Annotated in this window: 23 protein-coding genes; 15 read left to right on the top strand and 8 right to left on the bottom strand. The window is 65.7% G+C overall.

The features are described from left to right. Positions 1-48: 48 nt before the first annotated feature. Positions 49-786 carry an SDR family oxidoreductase gene (locus EWH12_RS10135; protein ID WP_066600589.1) on the top strand — a complete coding sequence of 246 codons (738 nt, stop codon included), beginning with the start codon at positions 49-51 and terminating at the stop codon, positions 784-786. On the opposite strand, the gene EWH12_RS10130 is transcribed toward EWH12_RS10135, so the two are convergent. Further along, positions 773-1,444 (bottom strand): winged helix-turn-helix transcriptional regulator, encoded by a 672-nt coding sequence (locus tag EWH12_RS10130; RefSeq protein WP_129926489.1) that lies wholly within the window; start codon positions 1,442-1,444, stop codon positions 773-775. The two genes, EWH12_RS10135 and EWH12_RS10130, sit on opposite strands and share 14 nt — an antisense overlap. 120 nt (positions 1,445-1,564) lie before the next feature. Between EWH12_RS10130 and EWH12_RS10125 the strand changes: the two genes are divergently transcribed. The 4 genes from EWH12_RS10125 to EWH12_RS10110 are packed head-to-tail and all read left to right on the top strand — an operon-like array spanning position 1,565 to position 3,745. Next, positions 1,565-1,927, top strand: a complete 363-nt coding sequence (locus tag EWH12_RS10125; RefSeq protein ID WP_066600595.1) for a DUF1428 domain-containing protein — start codon at positions 1,565-1,567, stop codon at positions 1,925-1,927. Positions 1,928-1,980: 53 nt separating this feature from the next. Next, complete coding sequence (locus EWH12_RS10120) at positions 1,981-2,778, top strand: VOC family protein (protein WP_066600597.1); 798 nt, start codon at positions 1,981-1,983, stop codon at positions 2,776-2,778. Further along, a complete protein-coding gene (locus tag EWH12_RS10115) occupies positions 2,778-3,269 on the top strand; it encodes a VOC family protein (protein WP_129926520.1) in 492 nt (163 codons plus the stop codon). Before EWH12_RS10120 ends, EWH12_RS10115 begins: the two co-directional genes overlap by 1 nt. Further along, the gene (locus EWH12_RS10110) at positions 3,266-3,745 is read left to right on the top strand and encodes an SRPBCC domain-containing protein (RefSeq protein ID WP_129926488.1); all 480 of its coding nucleotides are present in this window, start codon (positions 3,266-3,268) and stop codon (positions 3,743-3,745) included. Before EWH12_RS10115 ends, EWH12_RS10110 begins: the two co-directional genes overlap by 4 nt. A 111-nt stretch (positions 3,746-3,856) precedes the next feature. Here the strand turns inward: EWH12_RS10110 and EWH12_RS10105 are convergent, their stop codons facing one another. Together EWH12_RS10105 and EWH12_RS10100 are read right to left on the bottom strand one after the other, a co-directional pair. Continuing rightward, positions 3,857-5,023, bottom strand: a complete 1,167-nt coding sequence (locus EWH12_RS10105) for a pyridoxal phosphate-dependent aminotransferase (RefSeq protein WP_129926487.1) — start codon at positions 5,021-5,023, stop codon at positions 3,857-3,859. A 186-nt stretch (positions 5,024-5,209) separates the two neighbouring features. Beyond that, entirely contained in the window at positions 5,210-6,367 is a 1,158-nt protein-coding gene (locus EWH12_RS10100; RefSeq protein WP_066600612.1) for a pyridoxal phosphate-dependent aminotransferase, read from the bottom strand. 159 nt (positions 6,368-6,526) lie between these two features. On the opposite strand from EWH12_RS10100, the gene ptsP reads away from it, so the two are divergent. The 10 genes from ptsP (at position 6,527) to EWH12_RS10045 (ending at position 19,276) form a co-directional block, all read left to right on the top strand. Then, positions 6,527-8,800, top strand: coding sequence for a phosphoenolpyruvate--protein phosphotransferase (gene ptsP / locus EWH12_RS10095; protein WP_066600613.1), 2,274 nt, complete (start codon positions 6,527-6,529; stop codon positions 8,798-8,800). A gap of 74 nt (positions 8,801-8,874) precedes the next feature. Continuing rightward, a complete protein-coding gene (locus EWH12_RS10090) occupies positions 8,875-9,822 on the top strand; it encodes a helix-turn-helix domain-containing protein (RefSeq protein WP_129926486.1) in 948 nt (315 codons plus the stop codon). Positions 9,823-9,913: 91 nt separating this feature from the next. Then, complete coding sequence (locus tag EWH12_RS10085; protein WP_066600620.1) at positions 9,914-10,852, top strand: hypothetical protein; 939 nt, start codon at positions 9,914-9,916, stop codon at positions 10,850-10,852. Beyond that, entirely contained in the window at positions 10,843-11,805 is a 963-nt protein-coding gene (gene tilS, locus EWH12_RS10080) for a tRNA lysidine(34) synthetase TilS (protein ID WP_129926485.1), read from the top strand. Before EWH12_RS10085 ends, tilS begins: the two co-directional genes overlap by 10 nt. A gap of 130 nt (positions 11,806-11,935) precedes the next feature. Next, positions 11,936-12,127 carry a hypothetical protein gene (locus EWH12_RS10075; RefSeq protein WP_066600622.1) on the top strand — a complete coding sequence of 64 codons (192 nt, stop codon included), beginning with the start codon at positions 11,936-11,938 and terminating at the stop codon, positions 12,125-12,127. Positions 12,128-12,226: 99 nt separating this feature from the next. After that, on the top strand, positions 12,227-14,176 hold the full coding sequence (gene ftsH, locus EWH12_RS10070) for an ATP-dependent zinc metalloprotease FtsH (protein ID WP_066604941.1): 1,950 nt from the start codon (positions 12,227-12,229) through the stop codon (positions 14,174-14,176). A 437-nt stretch (positions 14,177-14,613) separates the two neighbouring features. Next, positions 14,614-16,071, top strand: a complete 1,458-nt coding sequence (guaB, locus tag EWH12_RS10065; RefSeq protein ID WP_066600625.1) for an IMP dehydrogenase — start codon at positions 14,614-14,616, stop codon at positions 16,069-16,071. A gap of 186 nt (positions 16,072-16,257) precedes the next feature. Continuing rightward, complete coding sequence (locus EWH12_RS10055) at positions 16,258-17,433, top strand: RsmB/NOP family class I SAM-dependent RNA methyltransferase (RefSeq protein WP_129926484.1); 1,176 nt, start codon at positions 16,258-16,260, stop codon at positions 17,431-17,433. Between the two features lie 92 nt (positions 17,434-17,525). Next, positions 17,526-18,044 carry a tetratricopeptide repeat protein gene (locus tag EWH12_RS10050; RefSeq protein ID WP_129926483.1) on the top strand — a complete coding sequence of 173 codons (519 nt, stop codon included), beginning with the start codon at positions 17,526-17,528 and terminating at the stop codon, positions 18,042-18,044. An 80-nt stretch (positions 18,045-18,124) separates the two neighbouring features. After that, positions 18,125-19,276, top strand: coding sequence for a ribosomal protein uL16 3-hydroxylase (locus tag EWH12_RS10045; protein WP_129926482.1), 1,152 nt, complete (start codon positions 18,125-18,127; stop codon positions 19,274-19,276). Positions 19,277-19,461: 185 nt separating this feature from the next. Here the strand turns inward: EWH12_RS10045 and EWH12_RS10035 are convergent, their stop codons facing one another. The 5 genes from EWH12_RS10035 to EWH12_RS10015 form a co-directional block, all read right to left on the bottom strand. Further along, positions 19,462-20,013: a pseudouridine synthase gene (locus EWH12_RS10035; protein ID WP_129926481.1), complete on the bottom strand. Its 552-nt coding sequence runs from the start codon at positions 20,011-20,013 to the stop codon at positions 19,462-19,464. Positions 20,014-20,102: 89 nt separating this feature from the next. Next, positions 20,103-20,939 (bottom strand): 16S rRNA (adenine(1518)-N(6)/adenine(1519)-N(6))-dimethyltransferase RsmA, encoded by an 837-nt coding sequence (rsmA, locus tag EWH12_RS10030; RefSeq protein WP_129926480.1) that lies wholly within the window; start codon positions 20,937-20,939, stop codon positions 20,103-20,105. Continuing rightward, positions 20,932-21,954: a 4-hydroxythreonine-4-phosphate dehydrogenase PdxA gene (gene pdxA, locus EWH12_RS10025; RefSeq protein WP_066600634.1), complete on the bottom strand. Its 1,023-nt coding sequence runs from the start codon at positions 21,952-21,954 to the stop codon at positions 20,932-20,934. Before pdxA ends, rsmA begins: the two co-directional genes overlap by 8 nt. Then, positions 21,932-23,317, bottom strand: coding sequence for a peptidylprolyl isomerase (locus tag EWH12_RS10020; RefSeq protein WP_066600637.1), 1,386 nt, complete (start codon positions 23,315-23,317; stop codon positions 21,932-21,934). Before EWH12_RS10020 ends, pdxA begins: the two co-directional genes overlap by 23 nt. Positions 23,318-23,402: 85 nt before the next feature. After that, a complete protein-coding gene (locus EWH12_RS10015) occupies positions 23,403-25,685 on the bottom strand; it encodes an LPS-assembly protein LptD (protein ID WP_129926479.1) in 2,283 nt (760 codons plus the stop codon). Positions 25,686-25,859: the final 174 nt, after the last annotated feature.

Genomic DNA, 25,859 nt, shown 5'->3' with positions numbered 1-25,859 from the left:
AGAGCATAAGCCTAAATGGCCTTTCAAGCCAATTGAAAGGAAAGATCCATGCAACCCACAGGCAATAGCATCCTCATCACCGGCGGCGGTTCGGGCCTTGGCGCGGCGCTGGCGCATGAATTTCATGAAGCAGGCAATCAGGTGATCATCGCCGGGCGACGGCAGGCGGCGCTGGACTCGGTCGTGGCGGCGCATCCTGGCATGGCCGCGATGGTGCTGGACATGGCGGATGCGGCGGGGATCGTCGCCTTCGCGGAGAAGCTGATTGCGGACTTCCCGGCTTTGAACGCCGTGCTGCTCAACGCCGGGATCATGGTGGCGGAGGAGAAGATCGACTTGGCCACAGCCGAAGCGACGATCGCAACCAATTTGCTGGGGCCGATCCGGCTGGCCCATGTGCTGCTGCCGCATCTGGAGGCGCAAGCGGCATCGACGATCCTGACCGTGTCCTCGGGCCTGGCCTTCGTGCCGCTGGCGGCGACGCCGACCTATAGCGCGACCAAGGCGGCGATCCATAGCTGGTCGGTCGCGATGCGCGCGCAGTTGAAGGCGACCAGCGTGGAAGTGATCGAGATCGTGCCGCCGGGCGTGCAGACCGACCTGATGCCCGGCCATGCCGAGAATGACCAGATGATGCCGCTCGCCGACTTCATCGCCGAGACGATGACGTTGCTGCGGCAGGAACCGGCGCTGCCGGAAATCCATGTCGCGCGGGTGAAATTGCTGAGCGAAGCCACGCAGCGCGGGGAATTTGCGCAAGTGTTCGGGATGCTCAACCAGCATTGACGGTAGAGGGCGCCCTGGGGGGTAGGGGGAAGAGGGTGGCGAAGCGGTCGGCCAGCGCCTCATCCCCCTCCACGCTCAGGGCGCCTGCCATGTCGGCATAGCGCGCGCCGCCATAAAGGACCGCGACCAGCGCATTCTGGTCGCCGCTGATGATCGCATCCGCGCCCGCCGCCGCGCCGCGATCTATTAGGACATCGCCGTCTTTGAATGTGGCGCGAAATTCCTCTTCGCCGAAGCGGAAGCCGATCGTCGCGTCCATGGCGCCGATGCGGCTGCGGTCGATCATCGTGCGCATCGACAGGATCACCGACACCTGGCTCATCGGCTTGCCCGGCTCCATCGTGGGAGAGCGGCAGGCCCATCGGCCCAGCACCTGAAACAGGATTTCCGATTCGCGGCCCCAGTCGGTCAGTTCGTAAATCTGGCTGGCCGCGGGCGGGGGCAGGCGGCGGCGGATCAGGATGCTGGCCGCTTCCAGCTCCTCCAGCCTTTGCGTCAGTACATTGGCGCTGATTCCGGGCAGGCCGGCGCGCAGGTCGGTGAAGCGCTTTGGCCCCAGCATCAATTCACGCATGATCGGCATCGCCCAGCGATCGCCGATGATGTCGAGCGCGTGGGCGACGGCGCATCCGTCCTGATAGGCGCGTTTCTGACTCATTGGTTATCTTTTATAACTTAACAGTTGTAATAGATAATGACGAGGCGCAGAAAGTGCAAGCGATGAGTCGCCTTCCGCAGGGAAAGAGCGCCGCTGCGTGGACAGAAGAGGAGAGAGACGATGGCCTATATGGACGGTTTCGTGATCCCGGTGCCCAAGGGCAATAAGGAACGCTATAGGGAGGTGGCGGCCTTTGCCGCGCCGATCTTCATCGAATATGGCGCGCTGCGCGTGGTAGAATGTTGGGGCAATGATATCAAGATCGGCAAGACCAACGACTTTCGTACCGCGGTGATCGCGGAGGAGGACGAGGAGGTCGTCTTTTCCTGGATCGAATGGCCCGACAAGGCGACCCGCGACGCCGGGGCCGAGAAGGTCATGAAAGATGAACGTATGCAGCCCAAGGAGGGCGAGGACATGCCGTTTATCGGCGCGCGGTTGATCTATGGCGGGTTCGAGATGTTGGTGGACGCGAAGGGTTAGGGCGTGCGTGTTCCCGCGCAGGCGGGAACACCCGATGATGCAGGAGGAAGACCATGACCGATCTGACCGGCAAATTCTTCTGGTACGAGTTGATGACCAGCGATCCGCAGGCGGCGCTGGCTTTTTATGGCGATGTGATAGGGTGGACGAACGCGCCCTTTGGCGGCGATCTGGGCGAACCTTATCATGTCGTGTCGGGCAGCGCGGGCGCGGTCGGCGGCGTCATGGCGATCCCGGCCGAGGCCCGGACATGCGGCATGACGCCCTGGTGGGGTGGCTATGTCGGGTCGGCCGATGTGGATGCGGACGCCGCGCGGTTGAGCGCGGCGGGCGGCACGGTGAAGCGCCCGGCCGAGGATATTCCCGGCGTCGGGCGCTTTGCGGTTATGAGCGATCCGGGCGGAGCGATCTTCATGCTGCTCAAGGGGTCCAGTCCAGACGGGATGCAGGCGGCTCCGCCGATGGCGTCCGGCCATGTCGGCTGGCATGAACTGTATAGCGGTGATTTCGACGCGGACATGGCGTTCTACACCGGCGCGCTGGGTTGGACCAAGGGCGAGGCCATGGATATGGGCGAGATGGGGCTGTATCAGTTGGTGTCGCAGACCGGCGGCGCGGACTTCCCCGACATGACCGGCGGGATCATGCCGGCGCCCAAGGAAATGCCGGGTCCGGCATGGCTCTTTTATTTCACCGTCGGCGATATCGACGCGGCGGTGGATCGGGTGAAGGCCGGAGGCGGCGCGGTGCTGAACGGCCCGATGGAGGTGCCGGGCGGTGCTTGGATCCTCCAGGCGGCCGATCCGCAGGGCGCGATGTTCGCGCTGGTCGGCAGCAAGGGAGACGCATGATGAGCAAAATATCGCCCTGCCTCTGGTTCGACGGCCAGGCCGAGGAAGCGGCGCATTATTATGCGGGCGTGTTCGGCGGTTCGGTCGATCATGTCAGCTATTATCCACAGGAGAATTCCTCGCCGTCACCGATGGCGGGCGGCAGCGTGCTGCTGGTCGAGTTCACCCTGTTCGGGCAAAGCTATCAGGCTTTGAACGGCGGCCCGCAATTCACCTTTGACGAGGCGATATCGCTGTCGGTCGAGTGCGCGGATCAGGCGGAGCTGGATCGATATCATGACGCGCTGATCGCCGATGGCGGATCGCCGGGTCCGTGCGGCTGGGTGAAGGACAAATATGGCCTGTCCTGGCAATTAGTCACCAAGGCGATCATGGCGAACTATCACAGCGACGACAAGGTGGCGATCGCCCGCATGATGGCGGTGATGATGACGATGCAGAAGCTGGATACCGCCGCGATGCAGGCGGCCTTTGACGGAGAGGCGGCATGAGCGAGGCCGAGCATGAACTGTCGGTGAGCTGTCATATCGCCGCGCCGCGCGCGATCTGCTGGAAGGTGTGGACCGACCTGAAGGACGAATGGTTCTGCCCCAAGCCCTGGCGCGCCGACGTGATCGAGGAGGATTTGCGGCCCGGCGGGCGCAGCGCGGTGCAGATGTTCGGACCCGACGGCGAGGAGACGGGGCCGATGGAGGGCGTCTTCCTGGAGGTGGCGCCGGGCGAGCGGGTGGTGACGACCGACGCCTATGCCGCAGGCTGGGCGCCGCAGACGCCGTTCATGACGGCGATCTGGGACTTTGCCGACGAGGATGTGGACGGCGATGGCGGCACGCGCTTCACCGCGACCGCGCGCCATTGGGATGCCGAGGCGAAGGCGCGGCATGAGGCGATGGGTTTCCATCCCGGCTGGGACCAGATGATGGCCCAGTATAAGGCGCTGTGCGAGACGTCGGCGGCGAGCGCTTAGCGTCGCCTTGCGATCGATGGGGCGGCGCAAGAGACGATCGCGATCGAGCATGAAAGGAAAGGGCGCCCGGTTTCCCGGACGCCCTTTCCTTCGTGACGCTATGTCGGGCGTTTACGCCTTGTAGACCTTGTCCACAGCGGCGCGGAACTTGGCCATGTCGTCTGCAGAACCTACGGTCACGCGCGAGACGTTGGGCCAGATCGCCCAGCTGCGGCCGATCTGCACCTTTTCTGGCGCGGCGATCAGCGCGGCCTGCATCTCCTTGGCCGGCTTCTTCCAGTCGACCATGAACATGTTCGCCTGACTGCCGGGATGGACTTCGATACCCTTCTTGGTCAGCCATGCGATGGTTTCGTCACGGTTGCCGATCATTTCGGCGCGGCGCGCCTTGATGAGGGCGGCTTCCTTGTAGACCGCGTTGCCGCAATGCATGGCGGTGATCGCCAGGCCGCCGGCCGAGGGACCGAAGAGCGAAATGCGCTTTTGCACTTCGGGGTCGGCGAAGGTGAGGCCAAGGCGCACGCCGGCCATGCCGAACAGCTTCGAGAAGGTCCGCATGACAATGATGTCCTTGCGGGCGCCGATCAGCGAGGCGGCGCTGGGGGCTTCGGAGAAGTGGATATAGGCTTCGTCCACCAGCAGCATGGAATCGGCCGGCTTGTTGTCCAGCAGCCACTTGATGTCGGCCAGTGGGGTGATGGTGCCGGTCGGGTTGTTGGGGGTGCAGATATAATAGAGGCCGGCATTGGGGTTGGCGGCGAGCATCGCCTTGACGTCATGGCCCTTGCCGATCGCCTGGGGCGCCTTGGCGATGGGGGCCTTCATGTAATCAGCCGTGCGCCACGCGGATTCGAAGGTCGGGTCGGCGGTGACCAGACCCTTGGTCGGCGAGCAATAGGCCGCCACGATGCTGACCAGCGGGCCGCCTGACCCTGGCCAAGGCATGACCTGCGCTTCGGGGATGCCTTCGACGGTGGCGACGGTCTTGATGAGGTCGCCCTTATAATTGTCGGGGTCGTACCAGTTGCCGAACGAGGCGGCTTCGGCGGCGGCCTGAACGCCCGAAGGGAAGGGGCCGGCCCAGCATTCGTTGGAACCGATGCGCACCGCGCCCTTCACGCCGCGCGCGGCCTGCTGCTGCGCCATGGCGCTTCCGCCCAGCAGCGAACTGGCGGCGACGCCCGCGCCGAGCAGCGCGGTGATTTCACCCAGTTGGCGGCGGGAATAGCCGCGCTCGATCATGTCGTCCTTGGCGTCTTTGGTCAGCATCATGGTCATGTCGTCCGTCCCCGTCTGATTTCGGTTTCAAATCTCATGGGGGAAAACGAAAGAGCGGCGCATTTCCACAATGCGCCGCCCCGTATTTTCGCAATTTTTATGCGTTTTTGGCCGATCATATGGCCGTGTCCTACGTGGCGTGTTCCCGCCTGCGCGGGAACACGCTATTCTTGCTCAATCCGTATTTCAGGCCTTCCAGACCGTGTCGACGGCGGCGTTGAACGCTTCCATTTCCTCCATCGAGCCGACCGACACGCGCGAGACGTTGGGCCAGATCGGCCAGCTGCGGCCGATCTGCACATTGGCGGCGAGCAGGGCGGCCTGCATGTCCTTGGCGGGCTTGCCCCAGTCGATCATGAACATGTTCGCCTGGCTGCCGGGAATGACCTTGATCCCCTTGGCCTTCAAATGGCTGACCGACTTTTCGCGGGCGGCGTTCATTTCGGCGCGGCGCGCCTTGATGAGGGCCGCTTCGGTGACGGAGGCGGTGCCGCAGGCGACGGCGGTCATCGGCAACATGCCCGTGACCTGGCCGCCGTCATAGCGCATCATCTTTTCCATCAGCGAAGGCGCGGCGAAGGTGAGGCCCAGCCGCATCCCGGCCATGCCGAACAGCTTCGAGAAGGTGCGCAGGATCAGCACATCGTCGCGGGTGGCGGCGAGCTTGGCGGCGTTGGGGCCATCGACCCAATGAATATAGGCTTCATCCACAACCAGGATCGAATCCTTGGGCTTGTTGTTGGCCAGCCATTCGATGTCGGCGATCGGCGTGACGGTGCCGGTCGGGTTGTTGGGCGAACAGATATAATAGACGCCGGCATTGGGATCGGCCGCCAGCATCGCCTTTACGTCATGGCGGTAGTCGCTGGTCAGCGGCACCTTCGTCACCTTCGCGCCCAGCCAGTCGCCGGTGCGCCAGATCGCTTCATAGGTGGGGTCGGCGGTGACGATGCCGCGCGTGGGCGAGGCATAGGCGACCGCGACGCGGCTAAGCGGGTCGGACGATCCGGGCCAGGCAACGATGCGGTCGGCCGGAATGCCCTCCACCGATGCGACGGCGTCGAACAATTTCTGATGTTCATTGTCCGGTTCGTAGCGATTGCCTTCCTCCACCAGTTTGAACGCCGCCTTGGCCGCGACGGGGAAGGGGCCGGTCCAACATTCGTTGGCGCCGATGCGCACCGCGCCCGCAACCGCCTTTGCCGCCTGCTGCGCGCCCGCGCCCGTCACGCGGATGGCGGCGGCGCCCGCGCCGAGCAGGGCGGCGACCTTCGCCAGTTGGCGGCGCGAATAGCCGCGATCGATCAGATCCTGTTCCATTTCTGGTTGAAGTCGCGTCGCCATGATCCCGTTCTCCCTGCGCGCCCGGTGACGGGCTTTCCACTTGATGGACGATTGTACAGAATGTTTCCGCCATGCAAATATGGCCTGTCGAACAATATTGCCGGCGCGGTGAACGGAAACGCCTTGGAAAGCCGGGCTTCAATCTGATAGCGCAATAATATGCCCAGCACACCCGCCGCCGCCGCCCGCCAAATTCTCGTTCGCCTGCAGGAGGTGATGGCCGCGCGCAATAGCGCCCAGGCCAAATTGAACAAGGTGGTAGAGATTATCGGCGAGTCGCTGTCGAGCGAGGTCTGCTCCATCTATCTGGTGCGCGAGGGCGTGCTGGAGCTGTTCGCGACCCGCGGGCTGAAGCAGGAGGCTGTCCATGTCACCCGCATGGCGATGGGGGAGGGGCTGGTCGGCCTGATCGCCACCAATGTCGAGACGCTGAATCTGGACGAGGCCGCGTCGCATCCCGATTTTTCCTATCGCCCCGAAACCGGCGAGGAATTGTTCCACAGCTTCGCCGGCGTGCCGATCGTACGGCGCGAGCGCGCCATCGGCGTCCTGTGCGTGCAACATGCCGATCCGCGCAAATATGAGGAAGTGGAGATCGAGGCGCTCCAGACCGTCGCGATGGTGATGTCCGAGCTGATCGCCAATGCTGAGCTCGCCGATGACGGCCCGGCCGACCAGCGGGTGACCGACACCGGCACGACCATGTTGCACGGGTTGCAGCTGGTGATGGGCATGGCGCGCGGCCATGTCGTGTTCCACCAGCCGCGCGTCCATATCGAACATACCGTCGCGGAGGATACCGAGGCGGAGCGGCAGCGCGTCATTTCCGCCTTCACCAAGATGCGCGAACAGATCGACCGGATGACCGGCGCGGCCGAGTTCGGCATGGAGGGCGAGCATCAGGAGGTGCTCGAAACCTACAAGATGTTCGCCTATGACGAGGGCTGGACGCGGCGCATCAACGAGGCGATCGACAGCGGCCTGACGGCGGAAGCGGCGATCGAGCGGGTGCAGCAGCGCACGCGGATGCGGATGCGGCAGATCGACGATCCGCTGCTTTCCGACCGGATGCACGATCTGGAGGATCTGGCCAACCGCCTGCTGCGGATCGTTTCGGGGCAGTTGGGTACGGCGGCGCAAATGGGGCTGCGGCAGGACGCGATCCTGATCGCGCGCAATCTTGGGCCGGCGGAGCTGCTGGAATATGACCGCCGGCGGCTGAAGGGCGTGATCCTGGAGGAAGGGTCGCTGACCGCGCATGTCACCATCGTCGCGCGCGCCATGGGCGTGCCGGTGCTGGGCCGGGTGCGCGACATTCGCCATCTGGTGAATGAAGGCGACCTTGTGCTGATGGACGTCGGCGCCAATGCGCTGTTGATCCGCCCGACCGCCGACATGGAGGAGGCGTTCGAGAATAAATTGCATGTGACGCAGAAGCGCCGCGCCGAGTTCGTCGCGATGCGCGACCTGCCGTCTGTGACGGCGGACGGGCAGCGGGTCGAGCTGATGGTCAATGCCGGATTGCGCGAGGATGCGCAGGCGCTGGACATGGTGGGCGCAGACGGGATCGGGCTGTTTCGCACCGAGTTTCAGTTCCTGGTGTCGGCCACGTTGCCGCAACGTGAGAAGCAGCAGCGGCTTTACAAGGATGTGCTGGATGCGGCGGGCGACCGGCCCGTCATCTTCCGCACCGTCGATATCGGCGGCGACAAGGCGCTGCCCTATATGCAGCGCGACGATGACGAGCATGAGGATAATCCGGCGATGGGCTGGCGCGCGCTGCGGCTGGCGCTGGACCGCGACGCCCTGATGAAGGCGCAGGCGCGGGCGTTGCTGGAGGCGAGCGCGGGCAAGATGTTGCACGTCATGTTCCCGATGGTGTCGGAGCCATGGGAATATGAGGAAGCGCGCGCGCTGGTCGAGCATCAGCGCGAATGGTTGCAGGCGCGCAAGAAGAAGCTGCCGATCGCGGTGCGTTATGGCGCGATGCTGGAGGTGCCGGCGCTGGCCGAAGTGCTGGATATCCTGCTGCCCAAGCTGGATTTCCTGTCGATCGGTACCAACGACCTGACCCAATTCCTGTTCGCCGCCGATCGCGCCCATCCCAAGCTGGCGGAACGCTACGACTGGCTGAGCATCGCGATCCTGCGCTTCCTGGACCGGGTGGTGCGAACATGCCACGACTATCAGGTGCCGGTCGGCGTGTGCGGCGAAATGGGCGGGCGCACGCTGGAGGCGATGGCGCTGGTCGGGCTGGGCGTGCGCCGGCTGTCGATCACGCCCGCGTCGGTCGGGCCGGTCAAGGCGATGATCCGCGCGATCGATGCGGAAGAGTTGCGCACGCTGATGCGGGAGTTGCTGGACGACGGCGTCATCGACATTCGTGGACGGTTGACCCGATGGGCGATTGAACGGAACATCGAACTGAGCTGAAATGGGCGGACGCGGCGTTGACAACGCCCGTCCCGCAATGAGACAAGGCCGGCCATCACAGGTCGCGGAGCAGCATGGCAGACGAACCAGAACTCGAAACCGGCGCACAGGGCGCGGCGCCGGAAGCGCAGCCGTCAACCCCCGGCGCCAAGCTGCGCGCCGCGCGGGAGGCGCGGGGCCTTTCGATCCAGGATGTCGCGACCCGCACGCGCATCGCCCAGCGTCAGTTGGAAGCGGTCGAGCGCGACGATTATGCGGCCCTGCCGGGCATTCCCTATGCCGTCGGGTTCGCCCGCGCCTATGCCCGCGCGGTCGATCTGGACGAGGTGGCGATCGCGGCGCAGGTGCGCCATGGCGTGCATAATAGCGACATGGGCGCGCGGTACGAGGCGTTCGAGCCGGTCGATCCGGCGCGCGTGCCGCCCCGCCGATTGGCATGGGTCGTGCTGGCGATCGTCGTCGTGCTGATCGCGGGCTACACCATCTGGCGGCCCCAGTTGATGACGTTGCCGACCGGCGAAGAAATCGCCCAGGAGCAGGCCCAGCCTGCGGCCGCGCGTCCCGCCGGCGCTGACCCCGTCGCGCCCGCCGCCCAGCCGGTAGTGTTCACCGCTATCGACGACGTCTGGCTGCGCATCTATGACGACGCAGGCGAGCGGTTGAAGGACGGTCTGCTGAAGAAGGGCGAGAGCTTTACCCTGCCGTCGACCGCCAAGGGGCCGATGATCCTGACGGGTCGCCCTCAGGCGCTGAGCGTGACAGTGGGCGGCAAAGTGATGCCGCCGCTTGGTGCGGCCGATCGCACCATCGCCGACGTGCCGGTCAGCGCCGAAGCGCTGCTGGCGCGGGGCGAAGCCCCGGCGGAGGCCATGCCAGCGCGGGGAACGCGCCCGTCTGCGGCGCCGTCACGTCCTGCGCAACGGCGCACCGCTCCTGCGCCTGCGTCCAGCGAGATCAGCGCGCCGCCTGCCCCAGCCGCGGTTGCGCCGGCGGGCGATGGCGCCGCTGCGCCGCAGCCCTGACGCGCGCCGCCGGGGATGACGGGCGACGTCGCGCTTTACCGCGCGAAATATCGCCTTATGGTTAAGCCAGGAATATCAGTCGGGGATCATCATGCGTAACGCCCTTCTTGCGACAACGGCGGCTTTGCTGGCCGTTGCCATGCCTGTCATGACCCTGCCCGCCGCTGCGCAGAACGCGCCGGTGGAGGTGCGGGTCGACCGGCTGGAAAAGGAAATGCGCGCGGTGCAGCGCAAGGTGTTTCCAGCCGGAACCCCGATCGAGGCGGAAATCAGCCGTCCGGCCACGCCGACGATCGCGCCGGGATCGCCCGCCTCCACCCCGATCGCGGACCTTACAGCGCGGGTCGGCGCGCTGGAATCGCAACTGGCGTCGGTCACGGGGCAGGTGGAGCAGAATAGCTATAAGCTGCGCCAGCTGGAGGAGGCGTTCAACAAATATAAGGCGGAGACTGATGCGCGTATGGCGCCCGCCGCCGAAGCGCCGCCGGTGCCGGCGCCTGTGGCGGCAGAGGCTGCGCCCGTCACGCCCCGTTCCGCAGCGCCCAAGCCAGCGTCCAAGCCGGCTCCGGTCGCCGCACCGCCGGTCGCGAGCGACGCGCGCAAGACCGCCGTCGCAGCGGTCGAGCGCCCCGACACCGGCGATGCGGCGGATGACGCCTATACTTATGGTTTCCGTCTATGGGACGCGAAATTCTATCCTGAGGCGCAAGGCCAGCTAAAGGCGACGGTCGAGAAATATGGCGACAGTTCAATCGCCAGCAAGGCGCAGAACCTGCTGGGCCGGGCCTATCTGGACGATGGCAAGCCGGCGCTGGCGTCGGTCGCCTTCTATGAAAATTACCAGAAGCGTCCGCGCGGCGACCGTGCGCCCGACAGCCTGGCCTATCTGGGCGACGCGCTGATCCAGCTCAAGAAGCCGGCCGATGCGTGCAAGGTCTATCAGGAACTGGAGCAGGTCTATGGCGAGAGCCTGTCTTCCTCCCTGCGCGGCATGATGACCGCGGGTCGCGCCAAGGCGAAGTGCAGCTGACCAACGAAGCGACCGCGCTGGTGGCGCGGCTGGACGCGGTGACGCGGACGCTGGTCGGGGACGACCCGGCGGCGCGTTTCGGCGTCGCGGTGTCGGGCGGGCCGGACAGCATGGCTTTGCTGTGGTTGGCCGTGCGCGCCTTTCCGGATCGCGTGGCGGCGGTGACGGTCGATCATCGGTTGCGCGCAGACTCGGCGGGGGAAGCGGCCATGGTCGCGCGCTGGTGCGCCGATCAGGACATCGCCCATGCCACGCTGACGCCCGACCGGCCGGTGGCGGGCAATGTTCAGGCTTGGGCGCGGGCGCTGCGCTATCGGTTGATCGAGGCGTGGCGGGCGGCGCAGGGGATCGATTGGATCATGACCGCCCACCATGCCGACGACCAACTGGAAACCATGCTGATGCGGCTGAATCGCGGGTCGGGCGTCGGTGGGCTGGCCGGCGTGCGGGCGCGGTCGGAGGCGGGCGCGGGCCGGGTGATCCGTCCGCTGCTGGGCGTGCGCAAGGCGGCGCTGGAGGCGCTGGCGCAGGTCGAGGGGCTGCCCCATGTCCATGATCCGTCCAACGCCGATCCGCGCTTTGACCGGGCGGCGCTGCGGAAGGCGTTGGCCGATGCGTCCTGGCTGGACGTCCAGGCGGCGGCGCGCAGCGCGGCGGCGCTGGCGGAGGCGGACGAGGCGATCGACTGGAGCGTGGCAGCGCTGGCGGCGGCGCATGTGCGGGCCGACGGGGCGGGGTGGCGGCTCGCGCGCACCGATGTTCCGCGCGAATATCTGCGGCGGTTACTGTCGCTTATGCTGGAACGGGCCGGGTGCAGGCCGCAGCGTGGCGATAGCCTGGATCGCGCTATTGGAGCCGCCATGGCGGGCAGGCAGATCAGTTTGGGCGGCTGGCTATTGAAGGGCGGGGCGGTGTGGACGCTGCATCCCGCACCGCCGCGGCGGACGTTCTAGAGATCGTTACGGAAAGGTTCCGCGGATTGTCGCGATCCCCTCACGCTTCGCCGATTTGACGCGGCGCAATGACCTTTCCTTAATCGCTGTCATGGCTATCCTGCGCGCTTTATAGCGGGGAATATGGTGCATGGTGGAGTTTGCGGCACTGACCTATGGCCTGTTGGCCAGCGTCATTCTTTCGGCGGCGCAGCGTAATCGCAAGCGGGGGCGCCCGCATCCGCCGCTGCTGCTCTATGTCGGCTATCTGCTGTGCGGTCTGTCGGGCGGCGTGGCGTTGGCGCTGTCCTATGTTGCGCTGACCTTGCTGGGCGCGGTCTGAACGACGGCTAACGGCGCATGAAATAGCGGGCGGAACGCGGCGGCGCGCGCTTGCGCTTTTGTCGGCGCGCCCTATCTTGGCCGGTGAAAGCGAGTGATGATGAACGACGAAAAAGACCCGCAGGGCAATCCCTGGATCAAGAGCGCCATGATTTGGGCGGGCGTGATCGTCGCCCTGCTGATGTTCGTGTCGCTGTTCGACAGCCGGACCGCGTCCAGCGCGGGATCGGGCATCGCCTATTCCGAATTTCGGTCCAAGGTGCAGGAAGGCCAGATCAAGGACGTCGCGATCGCGCCGGACAAGATCAGCGGCACCTTGTCGAGCGGGCAGAAGTTCACCACCGTGCCGGTCAATGATCCGGGCCTGACCAGCCTGCTGGACGATAATGGCGTCAAATATTCGGGCCAGGCGCAGGACCAGCCCAGCTTCTGGCAGATTCTCATCTATCAGTCGCTGCCCTTCCTGCTGATCCTGGGCATCGCCTTTTTCGTGCTGCGCCAGATGCAGAAGGGCGGCGGCGCGGGCGGCGCGATGGGCTTTGGCAAGTCCAAGGCCAAGCTGCTGACCGAAAAGCATGGCAAGGTGACGTTCGATGACGTCGCCGGCATCGACGAAGCGCGCGAGGAGTTGCAGGAAATCGTCGAATTCCTGAAAGATCCGACGAAGTTCGCGCGCCTGGGCGGCAAGATCCCCAAGGGCGCTTTGCTGGTCGGTTCGCCCGGCACCGGCAAGACGCTGCTGGCCCGCGCGATCGCGGGGGAGGCGGGCGTGCCCTTCTTCACCATTTCCGGGTCCGACTTTGTCGAAATGTTCGTCGGGGTCGGCGCCAGCCGCGTGCGGGACATGTTTGAACAGGCGAAGAAGAACGCGCCCTGCATCGTCTTCATCGACGAAATCGACGCGGTCGGCCGCCATCGCGGCGCGGGACTGGGCAATGGCAATGACGAGCGCGAGCAGACGCTGAACCAGCTTCTCGTCGAAATGGACGGCTTCGAAGCGAACGAAGGCATCATCATCGTTGCGGCGACCAACCGCCCCGACGTGCTGGACCCTGCGCTGCTGCGGCCGGGCCGGTTCGACCGTCAGGTCGTCGTGCCTCGTCCCGACATCGACGGGCGCGAGAAGATTTTGGCCGTGCATATGAAGAAGGTGCCGCTGGCCCCTGACGTCGATCCCCGCGTGATCGCGCGCGGCACGCCGGGCTTTTCTGGCGCGGACCTCGCCAACCTTGTCAACGAAGCGGCGCTGACGGCGGCGCGGCGCGGCAAGCGACTGGTGGCGATGGACGAGTTCGAATCGGCCAAGGACAAGGTGATGATGGGCGCGGAACGCCGTTCCATGGTCATGACCGACGACGAGAAGAAGATGACCGCCTATCATGAAGCGGGCCATGCTATCGTGTCGGTCCATGAAGCCGCGTCCGACCCGATCCACAAGGCGACGATCATCCCGCGCGGCCGCGCGCTGGGCATGGTCATGCGCCTGCCGGAACGGGACAGCTACAGCTATCATCGCGACAAGATGCACGCGAACATGGCCGTCGCCATGGGCGGGCGCGTCGCTGAGGAAATCATCTTCGGCTATGACAAAGTGTCGAGCGGCGCGTCTGGCGACATCCAGTACGCGACCAAACTGGCGCGCGACATGGTCACCCAATGGGGCATGTCGGACAAGCTGGGGCCGCTGCAATATGAAGAGCAGCAGGGCGAGACGTTCTTGGGCTATTCGCAGAGCCAGCGGGTCCATATGTCCGACGAGACGGCCAAGCTGATCGATGCGGAAATTCGTGGACTGGTGGAAAAGGGCTATGCCCGTGCGCAGGAATTGCTGACGGGTCACGAGGACCAGTTGCACCTGCTGGCCAACGCGATGCTGGAATATGAGACGCTGAGCGGCGAGGAGATCAAGGCGCTGCTGGAAAAGGGCGAGATCACCCGCGACGACGGCACGACGATCAAGCCTTCGGTGATCCCGGCGGCGGGTTCCTCCATCCCGCGGACACGCAAGCGCAAGGGACCGTTCGGTGAGGCGAGCGCTGCCGGGGCCTGAGGGCTGTCATTGGGTCAGGGAAAGGGGCGTGGCTGAGGCTGCGTCCTTTTTCGTAGTCGGGTGCTGACGGCCAGAATCGGACCTTGTTCCCCCTTGCGCCGGCAGTAAGGGGTTAGGGGGTGGGCTTGCGCAACGAGCGATTGCTCACCCCGGCGTGACTAACGCGCTCCGCGCAATACTATAATCGCGCGAAGAGGCAGAGGCGCGGAGAAGGTTGGATGGGGGTCTTGCGGCGGCTCTCCTATCGCTGCCAAGATGGCAGACATATCGCCGCTCGCGACTTTCGCCGGTAATGGCGCGGCGGCCTTCGGCCTCCACAATAAATCCCCCAAAGGGTCTGGCCGTGCGCGCCCATAGTGGTTACATGGGCCGCCACAAATCCCCCGGAAGCGCCGTCTTTTTCGGCGTCGGTTCCGCAGCAGAAAGTGGCTTTTTCCATGGATATCCGCCTCGGCCTCACCTTTGACGACGTGCTGTTGCAGCCCGGCGAATCCGATGTGCTGCCCAGCCAGGCGGACACGTCCACTTTCGTCACGCGCGAGATCAAGTTGAACATCCCGATCCTGTCGTCGGCGATGGACACGGTGACCGAGGCCGACATGGCGATAGTCATGGCGCAGTTGGGCGGGATTGGCGTGTTGCACCGGAACATGACCGTCGAGGAGCAGGCGGACGCCGTGCGCGCGGTCAAGCGGTTCGAGAGCGGCATGGTGGTCAACCCGATCACCATCCTGCCCACCGCGACGCTGGCCGACGCGCAGATGCTGATGCAGCGGCACAAGATCAGCGGCATTCCGGTCGTGGAAGCCAATGGCAAGCTGGTCGGCATCCTGACGCATCGCGACACGCGCTTTGCGGAAAATCCCAAGCAACCGGTCAGCGAGCTGATGACCAAAGATAACCTCGCCACGGTCAAGGTCGGCGTGGGCCAGGAAGAGGCGCAGCGCCTGCTGCACCAGCGCCGGATCGAAAAGCTGCTGGTGGTGGACGAGGGCTATCATTGCGTCGGCCTGATCACGGTCAAGGATATCGAGAAGGCCGTTACCTATCCGCAGGCGACCAAGGACGGGACGGGCCGCCTGCGCGTCGCCGCCGCGACGACGGTCGGCGAAACGGGGCTGGAGCGCAGCCGGGCGCTGATCGACGCGGAATGCGACCTGATCGTCATCGATACCGCGCACGGCCATAGTACCCAGGTGTCGGCTGCCGTCGAGGCGGTGAAGAAACTGTCCAACCATGTGCAGGTGGTCGCGGGCAATGTCGCCACCGCCGAAGCGACCAAGGCGCTGATCGGCGCGGGCGCGGATTGCGTGAAGGTGGGTATCGGGCCGGGGTCCATCTGCACCACCCGCGTTGTCGCGGGCGTGGGCGTGCCGCAGCTGACGGCGGTTATGGACTCCGCCGAGGAAGCCGCCAAGCAGGGCGTGCCGGTGATCGCCGATGGTGGACTGCGCACTTCGGGCGATCTGGCCAAGGCGCTGGCGGCCGGCGCGGGTTGCGTCATGGTGGGATCGCTGCTGGCCGGCACCGCCGAAGCGCCGGGCGAGACGTTCCTGTATCAGGGCCGCGCCTATAAGAGCTATCGTGGCATGGGCAGCGTCGGCGCGATGGCGCGCGGTAGCGCCGACCGCTATTTCCAGGCCGATATCAAGGATCAGATGAAGCTGGTGCCCGAAGGCATTGAGGGCCAGGTGCCGTTCAAGGGACCGGCCAAGGACGTCATCCACCAGCTGGTCGGCGGCGTGAAGGCGGCAATGGGCTATACCGGCAGCGCCACGATCAAGGATTTGCAGGAGCGCGCGCGCTTCGTGCAGATCACCAATGCCGGGCTTTCGGAAAGCCATGTCCATGACGTGACGATCACGCGGGAAGCGCCCAATTATCCGACGCGGTAAATCCTCCCCGACACGGGGAGGGGGACCGCTGGCGAAGCCAGTGGTGGAGGGGGATAGCCTTTCCTCACGACCTTCGTTGAGTGACTTTTTACGACTTTTCATGCAGCTATTTCCAGAAATGTCGCGTTTGCCGCCCGCCCCCTCCACCAGCCTCTGGCTGGTCCCCCTCCCCGTGTCGGGGAGGATATGACCCCGTCCGCTCGTATTCAGGCTGCGATCGATCTGCTGGACGCCATCATTGCGTCGGCGCGCGATGGCGGGCCGGCGGCTGATACGCTGATCGCGCGCTATTTCAAGGAACGGCGCTATGCCGGGTCGCGGGATCGGCGGGCGGTGCGCGACCATGTCTATGACGCGATCCGTCGCGCGGCGGAGCGGCCGGAGACAGGGCGCGCGGCGATGATTGGCGTGGCGCTGGAGCGGCCGGACATGGCTGCGCTGTTCGACGGATCGACCCATGCACCCTTGCCGATCGAGCCGGGCGAGACGGGGGCTGAGGCGGGCGCGGTGCCAGAATGGCTGCAAGGCTTGCTGGCGGACAAGGTGGAGCAGGATGCGCTGCTGGGCCGCGCGCCGGTGGATTTGCGCGTCAATCGGCTGAAGGCGACGCCGGAGGCGGTCGCGCCTGCACTGCCCGATGCGACGCCGATCGCCGGCCTGCCCGATGGGCTGCGCCTGCCCGAAGGCTTTCCGGTCGAGCAGCAGGCGGCGTGGAAGGACGGGCTGGTCGAGGTGCAGGACGCCGGCAGCCAGTGGATCGCGGCGGCGTGCGGGGTGCAGCCGGGCATGACCGTGGTCGATCTGTGCGCCGGGGCGGGCGGCAAGACGCTGGCGCTGGCGGGCGCGATGGCGGGGCGCGGGACTTTGGTCGCCGCTGACACGATCCGGTCGCGGCTGGCGCGGCTGGAACCGCGCGCGGCGCGTGCGGGCGCGACCTTCATCGAGACGCTGTTGCTGGACCAGAGTCATGAGGCGCGGGGGCTGGAGAGCCTGAACGGCCAAGTGGACGTGGTGCTGGTCGATGCGCCCTGTTCGGGCACTGGCACCTGGCGGCGCAACCCGGAGGCGCGTTGGCGGCTGACGCAGGCGCGGCTCGACCGGCTGGTCGCGGAACAGGCCCGCATCCTCGATTTTGCGGCGCCCCTGTTGGCGCCGGGTGGGGCGCTGGTCTATGCGACCTGCGCGCTGACCGAGCGCGAAGGGCGCGGGCAGGTCGACGCCTTTCTGGCCCGCCATGCGGGGTGGACGGCGGAGCCGATCGACCTGCCCGTCGGCCGGGCGCATGGCGCGGGGCTGCTGCTGACGCCGGGGCATGACGGCAGCGACGGCTTCTTCTTTGCGCGGCTGCGCCGGGAGGGATGAAACAGGCCATGGACAAGCGCCCGCAAAATCGCGACACTTGGGGCGTGGGCTATGGGCCGAAATCAGCGCCTGAAACATGGCTGGAGATATTAATGCGTTTTACCCCCGCCTCGATTGCGCTCGCTATCGTCCTGACCACCGTGTCGAGCGTAGGCCTGAGCCAGAAGCCGGATAGTCAGATCAGCCCCCAGTCGGTCGAATGGCAGAAGGCGGGCGAGGCCGCGCACAAGGCCGGCAATCTGGAAGGCGCGACGGATGCGCTGGAAAGCGCGCTGGCGATCGATCCGCGCAACCGCGCCGCCTTCATCGAACTGGCGGAGATCGCGCGCGCACAGGGGCTGCAGGGCAAGGCGATCCGCCTCTACAAGGAGGCGCTGCTGCTCGATCCCACCGACGTCGCCGCGCTGGCCGGGCAGGGCGAGGCGATGGTCGAAAAGGGCGCGATCGCCAGGGCGAAGGATGTGCTCGCGCAGGCGCAAGCCTTGTGCAAGGGCGACTGCGCGTCGGTCGGCAAGCTGGCCGCGGCGATCCAGAAAGGGCCGCCCGCCGTCGCGATGACGAGCAAGGACGCGGTGACCGTGCCCAAGGCGGCACCGACGCAAACGCCTTAACGCGCTTTGACTTCGTCGGGTTAGCCCGGCAAGGCCGTTGGGCGGGCGCATGAGGCGCGCCGCTGAACCGCGGGCAGCCCATGCACTTCACAGATTTCGACGTCGACCTGTTTCTGCGCGATTATTGGCAGAAGAAGCCGCTGCTGATCCGCAATCCGTGGGCGGCGTGGGTGAACCCGCTGGAACCGGACGAACTGGCGGGTTTGGCCTGCGAGGAAGGCGTCGAGTCGCGGCTGATCGGCCAGGGCGACGGGCGCTGGATGGTCGAACATGGGCCGCTGCCCGAAGACCGGTTCGGCGCGATGGGCCGCAGCCCCTGGACATTGCTGGTGCAGGCGGTGGACATGCATGTGCCGGCCGTCGCCGCGCTGGTAGCGCCGTTCCGTTTCATCCCTAACTGGCGGATCGACGACGTGATGGTCAGCTACGCCACCGACGGCGGCGGCGTGGGCGCGCATTACGACCAATATGACGTGTTCCTGATCCAGGGGCTGGGCCGGCGGCGCTGGCAGGTGGGCGGGCGGTGCGACGCCGATACGCCGCTGATGCTGCATGAGGATCTGCGCCTGCTGGCCGATTTCCAGTCCGAAGCCGAATGGGTGCTGGAGCCGGGCGACATCCTCTATGTGCCGCCGGGCGTCGCGCATAATGGCGTGGCCGTAGGCGACGATTGCATGACCTATTCGGTCGGCTTTCGCGCCCCGTCGCGCAGCGAACTGGTCGAGCAATTTTGCGCCCATGTCGTCGGCGGCATGGATGATGACGACCGCTATGCCGACCCGGACCTGATGACGCAGGCCAATCCCGGCGAGATCGGCGCGGCGGCGCTGGCGCGGTTGCAGGCGATGGTCGGCGACGCGCTGAGCGATCGCGCGGCCTTCGCCCGCTGGTTCGGGGAATATAGTAGCGAGCGTAAATATCCCGAACTGGACTTCCGGCCGGAAGAGCCGATCGCGGTCGAGGATGTGCGGGAACTGGTGGAGGAGGGCGTCGCGCTGTGCCGCAATCCGGCGAGTCGCTTCGCCTTCGTGGCGGCGGGGGAGGGCGCGGTGACATTATTCGTCGATGGCGAAAGTCATGATTGCAGCGGCGATGTGGCGGTGCTGGCCCGGCAGATTTGCGCGGCGGACAGCGTCCTGATCGATCCAGTGCTGATGGAGGCCGATGAAGCGATGGCGTTGGTGGTCACGCTCTATAATGAAGGTAGCGTCAGCTTCCTGACCGAGGATTGAGCGATTCGCACGCGACTCAGCATTTGCGCGCGCAAGCGGCGGTTCGGCTCGCAGGAGGCGGCCCTGGCGGCGGCGTTGGAGGGGAGCGTGCCGCTGCGGACCTATCGTTGCGACCGGTGCGACCAATATCATCTGACCAGCCGGACCAAGGGCAAGCGTTTGTTACGCCTGCCCGGTAATGCCGATCAGCCGACCTGAACCTCGCGCCATTCGCCCGGTTGCAAGCCATCGAGCGTCCAGTCACCGATGCGCCAGCGGACGAGGCGCAAGGTGGGATGGCCGACCGCGGCGGTCATGCGGCGGACCTGCCGATTGCGGCCTTCGCGGATAGTGAGGCTGATCCAACTGTCGGGAATCGCCTTGCGCACGCGGATCGGCGGATTACGGGGCCAGAGGTCTGGCGCGTCGATCCGTTCGACATCGGCCGGTCCAGTAAGACCGTCCTTGAGGCCCACGCCGCGGCGGAGCGTGGCGATCGCGTCGTCGGTGACGTCGCCCTCCACCTGCGCCAGATAGGTTTTCGCGGTTTTATATTTGGGATCGGCGATGCGCGATTGCAGCCGGCCGTCGTCGGTCAGCAGCAACAACCCCTCGCTATCGCGGTCCAACCGGCCGGCGGGATAGACGCCCGGCACGGCGATGCAGTCGGACAGGGTCGCGCGCGCCGTGTCGGTGCCGCGATCGGTGAATTGCGACAGCATGTCATAGGGCTTGTTGAACAGGATCAGGCGGGACATGGGGTTTCCAGACAATGCTTCGATACGAGCCTTCGACAGGCTCAGTCTCTACTCAGCACGAACGGATGGGCTGAATATCGGCTTGGGATTTAACGGCTCAATATCCGTGCGATGGCGACAAATTCCTCGACGCTGACGGTTTCGGCGCGACGTTGCGGGTCGATACCCAGGCTGGCCAACGCTTCGAGCGCGCCGGGCAGGCCCTTGAGGCTCTGGCGCATCATCTTGCGGCGCTGGCCGAAGGCGGCGGCGGTGAGGCGTTCGAGATATTTGAGCTGCACCCCGTCGGGTGCCAGCCTGGGGGTGATGTGGACCACGGCGGACATCACCTTGGGCGGGGGAGTGAAGGCGCTGCGATGCACCTTCATTGCGATCTTCGCGTCGCTGCGCCATTGGGACAGGACGGCGAGGCGGCCATAATGGTCGGAGCCGGCCTTGGCGACGATGCGCTCGGCGACCTCCATCTGGAACATCAGCGTCAGGCTGGACCACCATGGCAGCGGTTCCCATTCGGCGGATAGCCAGCCGACCAGCAGCGGCGTGCCGACATTATAGGGGAGGTTGGCGATGATATGGGCGCCGTCGCCCGCCTCGGCATGGGCGTCGATCGCCATCGCATCGCCGGAAATGACGCGGAGCTGGCCGGGAAAGGCCTCCTCCAGTTCGGCGAGCGCAGGCAGGCAACGGCGATCGCGCTCCACCGCGACCAGCCGCGCCCCGGCGCGCAGAATCGCGCGGGTCAGGCCGCCGGGGCCGGGACCGACTTCGAACGTCGGCGCGTCGGCCAGCGCGCCGGGGATGGCGGCGATACGGTCGAGCAGTTGCTCGTCGAGCAGGAAATTCTGGCCCAGCGCCTTGCTGGCGGCAAGGCCGTGGCGTGCGATCACGTCGCGGAGAGGCGGCAATATGGGGCGGGTGTCAGCCATGGGCGATGCGGGCGCGCGCGGCTTCGGCCGCCATCTTGAGCGCGGCCATCATCGCGCCGGGATTGGCGCTGTCGGTGCCGGCGATGCCGAAGGCTGTGCCATGGTCGGGCGATGTGCGCACGATCGGCAGGCCCAGCGTGATGTTGACGCCTTCGTCGAAATAGAGCGTCTTGATCGGGATCAGCGCCTGATCGTGATACATGCAGAGCGCGGCGTCATAGGCTTCGCGGGCGCGGGCATGGAACATGCCGTCGGCGGCGAGCGGGCCGACGATATCGAGGCCGTCTTCGCGGAGCAGATCGATGGCGGGACGGATCACGTCGATCTCTTCCCGGCCCAGCGCGCCATTTTCGCCGGCATGGGGGTTCAGACCGGCTACGGCGAGGCGCGGGCGGACGATACCGAAATTGCGCTGCAATCCCTTGGCGGTGGTCAGCGCACGCGCGCGGATCAGGTCGATGGTCAGCACCGACGGCACATCGGCCAGCGGGATATGGATGGTGATTGGCACGACTTTCAGCGACGGTCCGGCCAGCATCATCACCGCATTATGGGGCGACACGCCGCAGCGTTCGGCAACGAATTCGGTCTGGCCCGGATGGGTGAAGCCGACGCCATATAGCTGTTCCTTGCCCACCGGCGCGGTCACGATCCCGGCGGCGGACCCTTGCCGCGCGAGGCCGACCGCGACTTCGAGCGCCTGGAACGCGGTGCGCGCGCCGTCGATGCTGGGGCTGCCCGGCACGATTTCGCCCGCGTCGGCGACCTGAAGGCAAGGCAAGGCCGTGCCGAACGCGTCGGCGGCTTCCTCCGGCGCGCCGATGATCGTGATCGGTCCCAGCCATACCGCGCGGAGCGACGCGGCGTCGCCCACCGCGAAGAAGGGCGGCAGGCCGCGCGCTTCGCGCATCACCCAGCTTTTCGCGACGATCTCCGGCCCAATTCCGGCGGGATCGCCGAGCGACACCGCAAAGGGCGCGAGAGGCGCGACGTCAATTATATTCGATGACCGCATCACGACGAAGGTCACGCAGGTAGATGCGCGCGCGCTTGTTGACCCGTTCTTCTTCCAACTGCGCCTGGATTTGTTCGGCGTTGGGGGCGTTGGCTGACACCGGATCGTCGCGACCGCAAACCACCAGCACGCGCACGCCATCGTCGATCGAGCCAAAAGGCGGAGTCGATTCGCCGACCTGCAGATTAATCAATATGTCCTGCAACTGCGGCGGCAGGTCGCGCACCTTGACATTGTCGTTATCGACCACGTCGGCACCGATCTTCGCCCCGACCTCATTCGCCTGGCCGCACCCCTTGATCTCCTTGATCGCGGCGGCGAAGCTGGCGGCCTTGGCGCTGGCCTGTTCCTTGGTCGTCCCTTTGGGGAAAAGCACGGAGAGCTGTTTCAAGCTGAGCAGCGAATCGCGCGGATCGGCGGTCAGGACCTTCCGTTTGTCCATGACATAGACCAGTGACACGCCGCCCACGGTTTCGATCGGCCCAGCGATCTGGCCGACCTGCATTTCCGCAGCGGCCTGCGCCAGTTCGGGCGGCAACTGCGCGGGGCGGACCCAGCCCAGATCGCCGCCGACCGCTGCGGTCGAGGCTTCGGAAAACTGTCGGGCATAGGCCGGGAAGCTGCCGCCCTTTTGAATCTGCTCGATGATGTTGCGCGCGTTGGCGACGATCTGCGCGCGATTTTCCGGGGTCGCCGACAGATAGATTTCGCCGATCCGATATTCATCGCTGCCCTTGGCGGCGTTCAGGCGGTCGACCACCGACTTCACTTCGTCTTCCGACACGTTGACGAACGGTTGGATGTTGCGGCGTTGCAGACGGCTCCAAGCCAGTTCGCCCTCGATCTGGCGCTTGATGCTGGCGGCGGAGCTGCCCTTTTCGCGCAGATAAGCGTCGAACTGGGTCGGCGACTGGCGGAAATTGGCCGCCACGCGCTCATAGCTTTGCTGGACTTCTGCCGGATCGACCTTGATGTCGTTGGCGGCGGCTTCCTGGATCTGGAGCGTTTCGTCGATCAGGTTGCGCAGAACCTGGACGCGCAGTCGCTCCTTCTCCGCTTCCTCCACCTTGCCGCCATTGGCGGTGATGATGAGCGCGAGGCGCTGGTCAATGTCCGTACCCGTGATGATCCGGCCGTTGACGATCGCCGTCGCCTTGCGGACATTGGGGTCGCTCTTGCCAAAGACGGTCACGTCCTTGGGCAGGTTAAGTTGCTGCGTCGCGACATCGCTGCCGTCATCGACCGTCTGGGCGAGAAGCGGCTGGACGCCGACACTGATCAGCGCCGAAGACAGGAGCAGGGTGCGAAGGCCCGAACGGACGCCATGAAACAGGCTGATGGGCGAGGAAGCGACAGGCAGCATCGTCGGCAAAAATCTCCAATACGAACCGGCGCGTGATGCGCTGGTCCGCCTTAACCAGTCCTGACGGTAGGCGGGAGCCTGTTCCTTATATGCCAATATTGCGGAAAGCTAGACGTAGCTGGAAGCCATTGCCCTTTCGCGCGTCGCCATTGGCCTGATAGTCGCGGCGCCAGGTGAGGCCGAGGGTCAGGCAATCATCCTCATAGGCGACGCCAAGGCGGTGGCGAACGGGTTCGTAGCCGTCGGACGTGCTGTTCGGCGCTTCCCTCGCATCGGTTAGGTCGATAACGGTCGAACCGAACACCGACCAGAAGCGGGCGAACTGGATGCGACCGCCCAGGCGCAGTTCCTCGCGGTCCTGCAAATCCTCCAGCCCCGACGCCACATCGCGGTTCAGGCGCAGATAGCCGACCATCGCATAGGTTTTCTTGGTGCCGACGGTCGCGTCGATCTCATTGCGGCGGACGGCCAGATTGTCCTTGTCCACGCGATAGCGGTGAGTGAGGGCAAGGAAATCCTTATAGCGGACGGTGGTGCGGCCGACGATGTCGGACGTGCGGTCGGACAGGCCGGTGCCGTCGGGCAGGATGGCGGGGCGATTGTCGATCCGGTAACTCTGGCCGACATTGGCGTCGAGCGAGAAGTCGGGCAGCGCCAGGCTATATTCCAGCCCATAGGTGATGCGGGTCGAATCCTCGAACCGATCATAGCCCGCGAAACGATTGAGCGCGAAGAGGTTGCTGTCCTCCAGATCGACGGCGCGGGCGTCCTCATTGGGCAGCGACAGGTTGGCCAGATGCGGCGCGGCGACGATCTGCACGCGCGGGGCGATGCGCTGCACGCCGCCAAAGGCTTCGCCGACGAAGGGCCAGCGCATGTCGACCGCGGCGGCGGCGATCCCGCGCGCCTGCCAGCCGGGATCGCCGGCATAGCTGACCACTGATGTCAGCGCGTTGTCGCTGCTGTGATAGACGTCGCCGCGCAGATAGCCGGTGAAGGTGACTTCCTGCCCCAGCCCGGTCAGCGTGCGGAGGCTCCATTCCGCCGCGGCGAAGGCGCGCTGCGTATCCTGACCGCTGGTGCGGGTGATGGCCAGCGTATTGGCCTGCAACTGTAGCACGCCGCCCAGCAGCGGGTCCTTGAGCCGCAGGCGATAGTCGATGACCGGCAGCGCGATCGGCGTTTGCCCCTGCGAATCGCCTTGGCGCAGGGTCTGCACCGTCCAGCCGCGAATCGAGAAATAGCTGTCATCGCCAATCCGCTGCGCGCCCAGGGTCGAGCGCAGCCGATCGTCGCGGCTGATGTCGTAGCGGCGCAGGAAGGTGCGGTCTGTGGCGAAGCGGATCGACCCGTCGAGGCTCCATTCGGGCGACAACTGCATCTTGCCGCTGGCGTCGAGATAGCCGCGAATATCCTTTTCGGATGCGGCCGGGGTCGTGCCCGCGCTGCTGTCGCTGGTGGCGACGCGGCTGCCATGGGTGATGAAGCCGGTGACCTGATAGGCGCCGCGATCGTAGAGATGGCGGTAATTGGCCTCCAGCATCGGCAGCGTGTCGGTATAGACATGCGGCGTGACGGTGATGTCGCGATTGGGCGCCAGCTTGAAATAATAGGGCAGCGCGACTTCGAAGCCGTTATTGCGGTCATAGCGCAGATTGGGCACCATCAGGCCGCTGCTGCCGCCATCGCCGACCGGGTGGGACAGGCCGGGCAGCGGGATCAGCGGCAGACCGAACAGTTCGATATTGGCGTTCTTGTACGTCACGCGCTGCCGCACCGGGTCGTAGATCACACGGATGGCGTTGATCTGCCAGGTGGGCTCCTTGGGACAGCCATGGCTGTCCTCCACCGCGCAGCCGGTATAGGTGGCGCGGTTGAGCGTGTAGACGCCGTTGGCGCGCGTGCCCTTGACCGACGCCAGGCGGCCGCCCGACTGAAGCACGAGCAGCATATTGTCGACCGCGCCGTCCTTCAGCGTATCGGTGACGTCGATGCGGTCGCCATAGGCGATATTGCCTTCAGGATCGATGATCGACACATTGCCGATCGCCTCCACCTTGCCGCTGGTGCGGTTCCACACGATCTTGTCGGCGCGCAGGCGGTTGCCGTCGCGCAGCAACTGCACATTGCCGTCGGCGGTCACGATTTCGCTGTTGCTGTCATATTGCAGCGCATCGGCGGCAAAGCCGATCTGGTCGTCATTTTCCGGCATCGGCGCGTCGGGCGCGCTGATCGGGGCGGCAGGCTCGTTCAGCTGCTGCGCCAGCGCTGCGGGGGCCAGCAGGAAGCCGGGCAACGCCGCGCCAGCCAATAAGGCATGGCGGACAGGGAAAGGGAACAGGACGGTTTGCAAGCGGTGGGGCCTCATCAACGGGGCGCATATTGCCGTCCCGCCTATCGCACTGATTGCCGGTCCGCAATCGCCCGTCGCGCATCTTTGGCCGGAAATCGGTCGAACGGCTTTGCCAGACGGGGAAAGCCGCACTATCTGACGGGTAAGAGCGCGGCTTCGCCCGCCCAAGAGACAAGAGGACAAGAACCC

Origin of the sequence: Sphingobium cupriresistens (assembly GCF_004152865.1) — a bacterium.
Lineage (GTDB): Bacteria > Pseudomonadota > Alphaproteobacteria > Sphingomonadales > Sphingomonadaceae > Sphingobium > Sphingobium cupriresistens.
This window is presented reverse-complemented; position numbering and strand designations above follow the sequence as displayed.